Source organism: Roseateles sp. P5_E11 (genome assembly GCF_054049355.1).
Genome location: NZ_JBFUMO010000172.1, coordinates 1 through 10708 on the forward strand (window position 1 = coordinate 1; position 10708 = coordinate 10708).

At 69.1% G+C, this 10708-nt stretch carries 11 protein-coding genes; 6 read left to right on the forward strand and 5 right to left on the reverse strand.

The genetic code is table 11. The annotated features are described in order from the left end of the window. Positions 1-35: 35 nt before the first annotated feature. The 6 genes from ACXJKR_RS14515 to ACXJKR_RS14540 all read left to right on the forward strand — a co-directional run bounded on the left by ACXJKR_RS14515 (position 36) and on the right by ACXJKR_RS14540 (position 3214). Positions 36-593: an HNH endonuclease gene (locus tag ACXJKR_RS14515; protein ID WP_056203026.1), complete on the forward strand. Its 558-nt coding sequence runs from the start codon at positions 36-38 to the stop codon at positions 591-593. A gap of 115 nt (positions 594-708) precedes the next feature. Next, complete coding sequence (locus tag ACXJKR_RS14520) at positions 709-1200, forward strand: outer membrane lipoprotein (RefSeq protein WP_235532079.1); 492 nt, start codon at positions 709-711, stop codon at positions 1198-1200. 43 nt (positions 1201-1243) lie between these two features. Further along, positions 1244-1519 carry a hypothetical protein gene (locus tag ACXJKR_RS14525; protein WP_457323434.1) on the forward strand — a complete coding sequence of 92 codons (276 nt, stop codon included), beginning with the start codon at positions 1244-1246 and terminating at the stop codon, positions 1517-1519. After that, complete coding sequence (locus tag ACXJKR_RS14530) at positions 1516-1998, forward strand: hypothetical protein (protein ID WP_457323435.1); 483 nt, start codon at positions 1516-1518, stop codon at positions 1996-1998. Before ACXJKR_RS14525 ends, ACXJKR_RS14530 begins: the two co-directional genes overlap by 4 nt. A gap of 72 nt (positions 1999-2070) precedes the next feature. Continuing rightward, positions 2071-2529, forward strand: a complete 459-nt coding sequence (locus ACXJKR_RS14535) for a DUF1203 domain-containing protein (RefSeq protein ID WP_457323436.1) — start codon at positions 2071-2073, stop codon at positions 2527-2529. Between the two features lie 97 nt (positions 2530-2626). Further along, positions 2627-3214: a PEP-CTERM sorting domain-containing protein gene (locus tag ACXJKR_RS14540; protein WP_457323437.1), complete on the forward strand. Its 588-nt coding sequence runs from the start codon at positions 2627-2629 to the stop codon at positions 3212-3214. On the opposite strand, the gene ACXJKR_RS14545 is transcribed toward ACXJKR_RS14540, so the two are convergent. The 5 genes from ACXJKR_RS14545 to ACXJKR_RS14565 all read right to left on the reverse strand — a co-directional run. Next, the gene (locus ACXJKR_RS14545; protein ID WP_457323438.1) at positions 3211-3966 is read right to left on the reverse strand and encodes a carbon-nitrogen hydrolase family protein; all 756 of its coding nucleotides are present in this window, start codon (positions 3964-3966) and stop codon (positions 3211-3213) included. The genes ACXJKR_RS14540 and ACXJKR_RS14545 overlap by 4 nt on opposite strands. Then, positions 3963-5204 carry a saccharopine dehydrogenase family protein gene (locus tag ACXJKR_RS14550; protein WP_457323439.1) on the reverse strand — a complete coding sequence of 414 codons (1242 nt, stop codon included), beginning with the start codon at positions 5202-5204 and terminating at the stop codon, positions 3963-3965. Before ACXJKR_RS14550 ends, ACXJKR_RS14545 begins: the two co-directional genes overlap by 4 nt. Continuing rightward, a complete protein-coding gene (locus ACXJKR_RS14555; RefSeq protein WP_056203007.1) occupies positions 5201-5746 on the reverse strand; it encodes a GNAT family N-acetyltransferase in 546 nt (181 codons plus the stop codon). Before ACXJKR_RS14555 ends, ACXJKR_RS14550 begins: the two co-directional genes overlap by 4 nt. Positions 5747-5804: 58 nt before the next feature. Then, complete coding sequence (locus ACXJKR_RS14560) at positions 5805-9491, reverse strand: M48 family metalloprotease (protein ID WP_457323440.1); 3687 nt, start codon at positions 9489-9491, stop codon at positions 5805-5807. Positions 9492-9546: 55 nt separating this feature from the next. Further along, the coding region (locus tag ACXJKR_RS14565) for an SDR family oxidoreductase (RefSeq protein WP_457323441.1) at positions 9547-10708 on the reverse strand (1162 nt) is incomplete at its 5' end.

Consider the following 10708-nt stretch of genomic DNA (forward strand, 5'->3'; position numbering starts at 1 on the left):
CTTCTGAAGTAGTCTCCGGCAGGAGGTTGACTTCTGTGGATGTGCTCCAACTCGATGTCTCCGGCCGACCCCAGGCCTGGATCACGACCCGTGAAGCGGCCGTGATCTACGCTTGCGACGGCGTGGCCTGGACGCTGGGCGACCCCTGCCAGGTGCTGCGCGGGGGCTGGCAGCGCATCTCCGGGCGCCAGTCGCGCATCGAGGTCCACCCCATCATTGCCGTGCGTGGCGCCGTTCCCAGCCGGGCCTGGCGCCAGGCGCCGGCGCTGACCAACAGCAAGTTGTTCGTGCGCGACCGCTTCGTCTGCGCCTACTGCGGCCACCACTGCCTGCCCGAAGACCTGACACGCGAGCACATTCACCCGACGTCGCGCGGCGGCTACGACACCTGGATGAACTGCATCACCGCTTGCCGGCCCTGCAATGGCCGCAAGGGCAACCGCATGCCGGAGGAGGCGCACATGAGCCTGCTCTACCTGCCCTATGTGCCCAGCCTGCACGAGGACATGATCCTGCGCGGCCGCCGCATCCTGGCCGACCAGATGGAGTTCCTGCTCGCCAGCGTGCCGCGCAGCTCGCGCCTGCATGGGTGATGCGGGTCATTCCCGTTGACCGCCAACGGTAAAGAGTTGTAGTCGGGGGCATCGAGCCGTCAACGGCGAGACAATTGGCGACGTTGGGCTGCCGGTTTGCCCAAGGAGTATTCGAATGTCCAAGCTCATGACCTCCCTCACCCTGGCTGCGGCCCTGGTGCTTTCGGCCTGCTCGACGACCAGCCCCGACGTCGTCCAGCGTGGTGACGCGCAACGCATGTCCCAGATCCAGGACGCCACCGTGCTGTCCTCCCGCCCCGTCACCGTCGACGGCTCGCAGAGCGGCGTCGGCGGCGTGGCCGGTGGCGTGACCGGCGCGATTGCCGGCAGCTCGGTCGGCGGCCGCCGTGAAGGCGCGGTCGTTGGCGTCATCGGTGCCGTCGCCGGCGCCGTCATCGGCAACGCCATCGAGCGCTCGGCGACCAAGGAAGATGCTCTCGAAATCATCGTCCAGCTGCGCAACGGCGAGCGCCGCGCGATCGTCCAGGCCAAGGGCGCCGAAGCCTTCAACAGCGGTGACCCCGTCGTCCTCGTGACGACCGGCGGCAAGACCCGCGTGCAGCGCGCCCCGGCCGTCGTGCCGGCCGCTCCGGCCACCAACGGCTGACGCTCACAGGCCGGCTTGTCTCCAAGGGGGGACAATCCGGCCCATGAGCATGAAGAAAACCGATCTTGAACGGCTCGCCGGCCTGAAGCTGGACAGCGCGATGCGCGGCAAGGCGGCCCCCGGCCGCTTCGGCCAGGCCGCTGCCGCCCTGCCTGACCGCAAGGCCCAGCGCAAGCTGGACGCCGCCGCCGGCCTCGTTCCCTTTGCCTGCAAGTTGCCTGCTGAACTGACCGAGCAGTTGCGCGAACGCGCCACCGGCCGTGAAGGCGGCATCAATGCGCTCGTCGCCGAGCTGCTGGCCAAGGGATTGAAGGCATGACTGATCTGGACGAACCCGTCTTCGAGGCGCGCCTATGGCGCGACAACGGCTGGACGGCCCAGGTCATCAAGAACGAAGACGACGAAGGCTGGGCTGTCGCGATGTTCAAGGCCGGCGAAAGCGAGCCGGCCCTGGTCGGCCCCTGGACCATGGGGCGCGACAAGAAGAATCCCAAGCCACTGGACGTCAACGCCTTCAACACGCTGGTTAAGACGGCCTCCGAGGTCCTCCGCCGCCATGAGCAGCAACTGCACGCCCAGCTGAACAAGGCGCTCTATGTGGCGCGCGATGGCAACTGGCTGAAGATCACGCTGGAGATCGTGCCCGCCGAAGACGATCCCTATGCCTGGCTGGCAGCCTTCGATGCCGCAGGCGAGCGCCTGGCGCAGGTCAAGGTCGCCGCCGGCTTCAAGCTCAGCCAGGCGTCCGCCGAAGCCTGGGTGGACAACGACTATGAGCGTCCCGCAGGCCGAGATTGAAGGTCCGATTGCGGCCAGACGCAGCCCGGCCGTGTCTGAAGAATGGCGTGCATCCACCCCTTGGAGCACACCATGTCCTTTCGCATCACCGGGCTGTCCGCCCAACCCTTCCAGCACCTCTTCGGCCTGAGTGACGCAGCGCTGGCCGACCATGGCGCGCTGCGCCATCGCGGCGCGGGCCTGCCCGACCGCGTCGAACTGCGCGACACCACTGAGGATGAGTCCGTGCTGCTCATCAACCACGAGCACCAGCCTGCCGACACGCCCTACCGCTCCCGCCACGCCATCTACGTGCGCGAACAGGCCGGAGAAGCTTTCGACGCCATCGACACCGTGCCCGACGCATTGCGCAGCCGCCTGCTGTCACTGCGCGCCTTCGATGCAGCGGGCCTGATGATCGATGCGGACATCGTCGACGGCGCAGCCATCGAAGGCCTCATCGAGCGCCTGCTGTCCCAGCCCGAGGTGGACTACATCCACGCCCATTACGCACGACGCGGCTGCTATGCGGCGCTGATCCGGCGCACCTGATCCCGCTCCCCCCGAGTCGGGGGACACCCCCAAGTTCGAAGCCCACGGCGCGGACCGGCGGCGGATAGATTGCGCCGAACCCCACCGGAGACGCGCGATGACTTCGATGCCCCGCCTGCCGCTGCTCGCTGCCGCCGCCTTGCTGACGGTCGCGCCCGCCTGGGCCGCCACGCTGTACACCTTGCCCGCGCCGACGGCCACGTTGGACACCACGGTCTCGGTGACCGCCAATTTCGCCGCTGGCGCCGGCGCCGGCCTGATCGATTTCACGCTGGCCGGCTACGCCACGCTGGACGGCGACAACGGCTACATCGACATCCTGCGCGTGACGCTGAACGGCAGCGAAGTGTTCAGCGGCACCTGGAATCTCGGCGGCGGTGGCGCCGACCGCGTGCTGTTCAACCCGAACGGCGCCACGGTCGGTGCGGTGGTCAACCAGCAGCTGACGATCAGCCTCCCCGTCACGCTGGCCGCGGGCAGCAACCAACTGGTCTTCAGCATCGACAGCCCGACGAGCTTTGAAGGTTCAGACCGTGCCGGCTTCCAGGGCCTGGGCGACGAGGGCTGGGGCTTGAATGCCGCAACGGTGACCGGCGCGACTGCCCCGGTGCCCGAACCCGCCAGTGGCGCGCTGCTGCTGGCCGGCCTGGGCGTATTCGGCTGGCTGGCCAAGCGCCGGCGCTAAGCCAGATCCACGACGATCAAGGCGGCTTCATCCCGCGGCAGCGTCAGCACGCAGTGGCCATCCGGCGCAATGACGACGCTGGCCCCGAAACCGCGCTGCTCGGGTGCGTTCAGCGATTCGGGCCAGTTGCTCTGCAGCACCCAGGCGCCCAGCTCGCGCGCCAGTGCCKCGGCACCACTGCGATAGGCCTTGCACAGCGCCGCCTGCTCGGCGTCGGATTCGCTGATGTAGCTGGGCCAGAAGATCACGCRTGGCCCCGAGCCAATGGCCGCGGCGCGCAGCTCCGGTAGCAGCGCTGCGCCGTCCAGCGTCTCGCGGCACAGCACCGACGTCGCCAGCACGCCGCCGATCGCCGTCCAGCCGCGTTCATCACCCCGCGCGAAGAAAGTCGCCTCGCTGTCGGTCAGCCCGCGCTTGTGCACGCGGCCCAGCTCGCGGCCCGCGGCGTCGATGTAGAGATGGCTGTTGAACACCGCGCCGTCCACGCCCAGTGTCGGCACGCCCACGGCCGCCGCGATGCCGAGCCGCGCGCAGGCCGCACGCAGTTGCGCCTCGGCATCGGTCAGCGCCCGTTCATCGAGCAGTTCAGGCACGCGGCGGTGAAAGCCCGTCAACGCCAGCTCGGTGCCGACGCAGCCCTGGGCACCGGCCGCTGCGGCCGCCTCCAATGTGGCCAGCGTCTCGGCCAGGCTGGCCTGCAGCGTCCAGTGCATGCGCGGCTGGCTGACCGCCCAGCGCGGGGCGCCCGTCAAGCCGCGATCTCGAAGGTCAGCCCGGCGCGTTCATGCAGGCGGCGCACCAGGGCCAGCCCCATGGCACTGCCCGGCGTCCAGATGCCGCCCGGCGTCGCGTCGCGGCCCACGTCCTGCACGAGGCACAGGGCCGTCTCACTGATGAGCTTGCAGGTCGAGCCATAGCCGGGGTCGCGGTCGCCCTTGACGACGGCGCGCAGCAGCTCGCCACCGGCCGACCTGCCGGTGAACCAGAGCTCATAGTGCCCGGCCTCGCGCGCCGCCTTGTCCGGCCCGTCGCCGGGCTGGGTCAGCACGAAGCGGCGCAGCAGGGCCCGTGTCGGCGTGAAGCCCAGGGCCAGGTTCTGCAGCCTGGTGAAGCGGGCCAGCGCGATGGCCTTCTTGCGCCCCTTGTCGGCCTGGCCGGGCTTGCCGGTCAGCAGCTTCTCGCTGTAGATGAAATCGGCGCCCCAGGGGTGGCCGCGCAGCGCGTTGCTGCGGTGCACGTTTTTCGTGTTGATGGTGGCCATGAAGAAGGGACCGCTCCAGCGGTCGGCCCAGTCGTCGAAGTCCGCGGCCTGACCGCCGGGCTGGCGCGGGCCCTTGAGACCCGGTGTCAGCGCAAACGGGTTGGCCATCACCTTGATGAGCCCCGGCTCGCGCTTCACGGCCTCGATGGTTTCCATCATGCTGGCCAAGGTGCCGCCCGAGGCCGTGCCCTTGACGCGGGCGACGCGGCCACGCACTTCCGGTAGCGGCGCGCCGAAGCGCTTTCGCGCTTCGGCCTGCAGATAGACGACGCCCAGGTCAAAGGGGATGGAATCGAAGCCGCAAGAGAAGACGATGCGCGCGCCGCTCTTCTGCGCCAGTGGCGTGAGCTTGTCGATCATCTTCGCCATCCACAGCGGCTCGCCGCAGAGATCGACGTAATCCGTGCCGCCCTCGGCGCAGGCCGTCGCCAGCGGTTCGCCATGCAATTGGTAAGGCCCGACCGTCGTGATGACGCAGCGCGTGCGCGCCACCAGTGCCTTCAGCGCTGCAGCGTCGTTCGCATCGGCCTTGAGCAGCGCGACGGACGGCGGCAGGTGCAACTCGTCGCGCACCTTGCCCAGCTTGTCCAGGCTGCGCCCGGCAATTGCCCAGCGCGCGCCACCGGCCCCGCTCAAGTGCAGGTATTCCGCGACAAGACGGCCCGTGAAGCCGGTCGCACCGAAGACGATCAGATCGAATTCACGGTTGTTGTGGCCAGCGGAGCTCACTTGTCCTTGCCTTTCATCGCCATCCACTCGCTGCGCAGCAGCGACAGCGAATGGCAGTCCACATACTCACCACCGACAAACACGACGCCGCGCTGGATGCCCTCGTGCGTGAAGCCGCACTTCTCCGCCACACGCCGGGACGCATGGTTGTGCACCGACATGCCGCAGGACAGCCGGTTCACCGGCCAGTTCTCGAACAGATAGTCCACCAACAGCGCGGCAGCCTCCGAAGCCAACCCGCGGCCGCGCATCGCGACGTCGGCCAGCGTCCAGCCGATCTCGCGCGCCGTCGTGTAGCGGGCCGCGGCGAAGTGCACCACGTCACCGATGACGCTGCCGTCGTGCAGGTGACAGATCAGCAGGCGCTCGGCGTCCTCGTTGGCGAAGCCGTTGTCCTTCCAGCGCTGGTCCACAGCATGCGGCGTCATCATGCGCGAGCCGAGGTAGGGGCCGCGCACCTGCGGGTCGCCCACGGCGCGCTTGAGCCAGGGCAGATCGTCTTCCGTCACATAACGCAAGCCGACGTGTTGGCCTCTCAACATGAGCTCGGTTCCTTGAATGAGAAAGCCCGGCCGAGGCCGGGCTCCGGGGCATTGTGATTCAGTTGAAGTAGGGGCGCTCGTGGCTCTGGAGCAAGCGCTTGGCGGCTTCCCGCCAAGCTGGCGGCGCGCGGCCACCCAGGCGCACTGTGGCCATGCTGTAGGCTTGGCCGCGCAGCTCGGGCAACAAACCTTGCAGATGCTTTTCAGCGCTGGCCAATGCGGCAGTGCTGCCCAGCGCGTTGCGAAAGGCTTCGAGCTTGCGGATCTGGTCGGGCTCGATGCCGGCACTGGCCATGGCCGCGGCGGGCAGCGCAGGCGCGGGCCGTCCCTCGCGGTCGGCCAGGGCCAGCGCCGTCCAGTAAGTCAGCTCGTCCAGGCCGTCGTCGGGAGGCAGGGTCGCGACACGCCGGCGCAGGTCGGCCGAGGCGCCGTCGGACGCCGCAGCCAGACGCAGTAGATGCKAAGAAGGCGCGGCGTCGACGCTGGCCGCCTTGTCCGGTTCTCCGGCCGCGAGCCTGGCGAAGGCCTCGGGCTCGGAGACCAGCGCGCGTGCCCGCACCTGGTAGCCGAGTGCGCCCAGCAACCGACTCGGCGGGCCGATGCGCTCGGCCTCGACACCCAGCTCCTTTTCGCCAAGCAAGCGACGCAGCCGGTTGGCCTCGATGCTGGCAAACGGCGCCAGTGCGGGCTCCACACGCGCCAGCTCATAGTCACGCAGCGCCACGCGCCAGTTGGCATTGCCGGCTTCGGCCTTGGCCGCGCCATAGGCCAGCCAGGCGTGCTGGGGGAAGCGCGCCAGGCCTGCCAGCAGCGCGGCGTCACGCAGTGGACCTTCGGGCAAGCACCGTGCGGCCAAATAGACCGAATGGCCGTCGGCTACCGGCGCGGCCGCGCGGCCGCCGAGTTCGTCACACAAACGCGTCTTCTCGTCGGCGGGCAAGGTGTCCATGCGTTCGCGCAGCAGCTCGATGCCTGCCGGCTCGCGTGACAGAGCCGCGGTCAGCACCTTGTCGTGGGCCGGCTGGCCGCGCAGCAGGCGCAACCAGGCGTAGCGCACGGGCGAATCGCGGCGGTCCCAAAGCAGATGCTGCTCGCTCAAGCGCTCGACCACCGCTGCGTCGTCACGCAGCAGGCTGAGCTGCATGGCCGGGGCCACATCCGCTGCGCTGTAGAGCACGTGGCGGATTTCGGTCTGCCCCTGCTTGACCGAGACGCTCTGCGGCGGATCGCCAAAGAAGACATCGGCCTGGCTGCTCGACCAGCGCGGTGCGCCAAGCACCCTGGGCGGCACTTGCCCCGCGTCGCGGCCATAGGTGTAGGTCAATTCCACCAGCGGCGCGGCGCCGGCGACGTTGTAGATCGGCTGGCCCGGGCCGTGCTCCAGGGCGACCTCGAAGCGCTCGATGAGCTCACCCTGCTCCGTCTCGGCACTGATGGGGAGATGAGCGTCCGGCGCCTGGCCGACGGTCGCCGAACCAAAGGCGGGTAATGTGATCGCGCCCGCTCCGCCAACGCGCACGCGCACCGGGCGGTCGAAGCCGTTGAGCACCTGCACACTGATGTCGCCATAGCCACCGCCAAAGCCGAGCACGCCGACGACGATGCCGCCCGCCACGGCGATACGCGCCGCAGCCGCGCCGCGGCCTTGTGCGGCCAGGAAGCGCGCCCACGGGCTGGGACGCAGGTCGCGCGGGCGCTCGGCGCCTTCGAGCAGGGTGGCGTAGCCGCGCGGCGTGGACGGCACCGTCGCCTCGCCGGCGGGCTCCTTGGCAGCCGTGCGGCTTTCCGCGGCCAGCAGTTCCGCCAGCACGGCACCACGCAGCCCATTGAGGGCGCGTTCCGCCAGGTCCATCCAGCTGTCGATGACGCCGAGCCAATCGCCCAGATGGCTGATGTCGGGCGGACCGAGCTTCAACTCACCCAGCGCGGCGACCCAGCTGTCGACCTGCAGCCGCTTGCAGGTGGCTTCATCCAGCACCACGTCAGGGGCTTCGGCATAGAACTGCTGCAGCGCGTGATGCAGCCGGCCGCCGGCATCTCGCACGCGCATGCGACCGGCATCGCTGATCCGGCCCGTGGTCTCGACGCGAACCGTGTGCGCCAGCATGCCGCGCAGGTCGCGCAGATTGGCGGCGGTGTGCTCGGCGTAGTGCAGCTGAGCGAGCAAGCCGCGCAGCCGCGCCTCGCTGCCGTCGCCCAGTGCCCGCGCCAATGCGAGATGGGTCTCGCGGGCAATCTGGTCGTGGCGGCGCAACTCGGCCAGCAGCTCGGCATGCTCGGCCGGCTCCTTGTCGGCGTCGATGCGGCGCCAGCGCCGCACGGCCTCACCCAGGCTGGCTGGATAGAGGGCGGCAAGGCGCTGGATACCCTCCGCCTCCTCGGGCAGGTCGCCAACCAACTGGCCGGGCTCGGCCGCATGGCGGGTCAGTGCGCGGCCCAGATAGGCGCCGCGGTAGCGCGGCTGCAGCAGCTCGCCGCCGAAGCGCTCATTCAGCGCTTCCTGCAAGGCCGCCGCGTCCATGGGCTTGGCGGACTCGGGCGCCTCGATCAGCCGGCGCGTGACTTGCTCGCGCAGCGTGGCGGCGTTCTCGAACAAGGTCCAGGCACTGCGCTCATCAACCTCGCTGGCCTTGTAGTTTGTCTTGGCACGCGCCTCGCGCTCATGGTTGAGCGGATGGGTGCGCCACATCTGCGGCACGGCGCTGTCGGCGGTGTCGAACAGGCGGTTGGGGCCGCCCTGTGCGACCGGCACCCGGCCATAGTCGGCGTCATCCAGCATGCGACCGGTGCGCTCGGCGATAGCTCCCTGCAGCGCGAACAGGTCGCCCACCCATTGCTCCTTGACCCGCAGCTCGCCCGCCACGCCGGCGGCACGGTCCCAGTCGATGTCGGCCGTCTGCAGCTTGTAGAGGGCGTGCACCAGCGCATCGCTGCCGGTCAGCGCGACGGCCACCGCGTCGGCGCCGTACTCCATCTCGCGGCCCAGGCTGCGCTGCAGCAGCTGCACACCGGTGAAGACGCTGTCCACCAGGCTGCGGATGGCCCAGACGATGACGCTGAGCACCCAGCCGACCCAGGCGATGCGGAAGTCGAAGCGGGACAGGGCCTGCAGGAAGTTGTCCAGCATGTCGCGCTGCGCCACCAGCCGCGCGGCGATCTGCTGGGCCACGTAGACCCAGCGGCCCACGGCCATGGCACGCTGCGCGAAGTGGCCGAATTCGTGCGCCAGCACCGCGCGCAGTTCGCTGCGGTTCAGCACATTGACCAGGCCCAGGCCGATCTCGAGGTTCTTCTTCGTCGGCCACAGCAGGTTCAGCGGCGACAGGTCGTAGAACACCGCCGCGTTGACGCGCGCCGACACCAGCACACGGTGCGGGCGCGGTGCGCCGACAGCATCGGCAATGGCGTTCAGCTCGACGAACAGCGCGGGCTGGTCGGTGCTTTGGATCTCCAGGCTATGGTCTTCGGCGCGGCGCTGGCGGAAGAACAGCGCCTTCAGCATGAAGACGGCCAGCAGCGCCGCGCACAGCGCCACGAGGAAAGCCCAGAAGCCGTCGCTGCGGCCGGCGAATGCGCTCTGGCCCAGCCGCCACGCCGTCCAGGCGAACCAGCCGGCCAGACCGAAATAGATGCCGAGGAAGGCGACCAGCGAGGCCACGGCGCCCCAGGCCCGCAGTTGGTAGCTGCGCGGCGTGGGCGTCGGCTTGACGGACGGCAGCGGCCCGACAGGGTGTGAGTGTTGCAAGAGATCCTCCCTTCACGCGCCGGGGCTCTGTGGCCCCTGGGCGCTCATCGATGGCTTAGAAGTGAATCCCTCGCATCATTTGCTGCATCGCGATGGCCTCGGGCGACAGCCCCGACTTGCCCGACTTGTCGCCCTTGGCGGCCGAGCTGTCGGGGAACATGCGGAAGGTCGTGTTCATGACGATCTGCGCGATGCGTGGCGCCGCGGCGTGCAGCATCTCGCCCGAGATGCCCAGGCGCGTGGCGATGCGCACCGGCTTGTTGATGCAGGCCTGCGCAATCATGTCGCCGGCCTCCTCGGGCGCCAGCGTCGGCACGTTCTTGTAGATCGCGGTCGGCGCAATCATCGGCGTGCGCACCAGCGGCATGTTGATGGTCGTGAAGGTCACGCCGGTGTCGGCGAACTCGCTGGAGGCGCAGCGCGTCCATGCGTCCAGCGCGGCCTTGCTGGCCACGTAGGCGCTGAAGCGCGGCGCATTGGTCAGCACGCCGATCGAGCTGATGTTGACGACATGGCCCTTCTTCTTGGCCACCATGCCGGGCAGCAGGCCCATGGTCACGCGCAGGCAGCCGAAGTAGTTCAGGTCCATCGTGCGCTGGAAGTCGTGGAAGCGGTCGTAGCTGCTCTCGATGGCGCGGCGGATGGAGCGGCCGGCGTTGTTGATGAGGAAGTCGACTCCGCCGAACTCTTCGGTGCACCACTGGATCAGCCCGGCGCAGCCGGCCTCGTCGGCGATGTCGCAGGCATAGCTGTGGATCTGCGCGTCCTTGCCCGCCGCAGCCTTGATCTCCTTGACCGCTTCGGCCAGCTTGACCTCGTCACGCGCGCAGATCAGCGTGATGGCGCCGGCCTCGGCGAACTTGATGGCCGCAGCCAGGCCGATGCCCGAGGAGCCACCGGTCACCAGCACCACCTTGCCGCCGGTCGCGCCGCGCAGCGAACGGTCGATGAACAGGGCGGGATCGAGATGACGCTCCCAGTAGTCCCACAGCCGCCAGGCGTAGTCGTTCAGGTCGGGGCAGGCGATGCCCGAGCCCTTGAGCGCGGCCTCGGTGTCGCGGCAGTCGAAGCGGGTCGGATAGTTGACGAAGGTCAGCATGTCCTCGGGGATGCCGAGATCCTTCATGACCGCGTTCTTGATGCGGCGCACCGGCGCCAGCGCCATCAGGCCCTTCTTGACGCTCTTGGGAATGAAGCCCATCAACGCGGCGTTGATG

What these genes read in the sequence shown, in the direction of transcription:
- ACXJKR_RS14535 (WP_457323436.1), top strand. Translation starts at nt 2,071, where the DNA reads ATGTCCTTTCGCATCACCGGGCTGTCCGCCCAACCCTTCCAGCACCTC.
- ACXJKR_RS14540 (WP_457323437.1), top strand. Translation starts at nt 2,627, where the DNA reads ATGACTTCGATGCCCCGCCTGCCGCTGCTCGCTGCCGCCGCCTTGCTG.
- ACXJKR_RS14530 (WP_457323435.1), top strand. Translation starts at nt 1,516, where the DNA reads ATGACTGATCTGGACGAACCCGTCTTCGAGGCGCGCCTATGGCGCGAC.
- ACXJKR_RS14525 (WP_457323434.1), top strand. Translation starts at nt 1,244, where the DNA reads ATGAGCATGAAGAAAACCGATCTTGAACGGCTCGCCGGCCTGAAGCTG.
- ACXJKR_RS14520 (WP_235532079.1), top strand. Translation starts at nt 709, where the DNA reads ATGTCCAAGCTCATGACCTCCCTCACCCTGGCTGCGGCCCTGGTGCTT.
- ACXJKR_RS14555 (WP_056203007.1), bottom strand. Translation starts at nt 5,746, where the DNA reads ATGTTGAGAGGCCAACACGTCGGCTTGCGTTATGTGACGGAAGACGAT.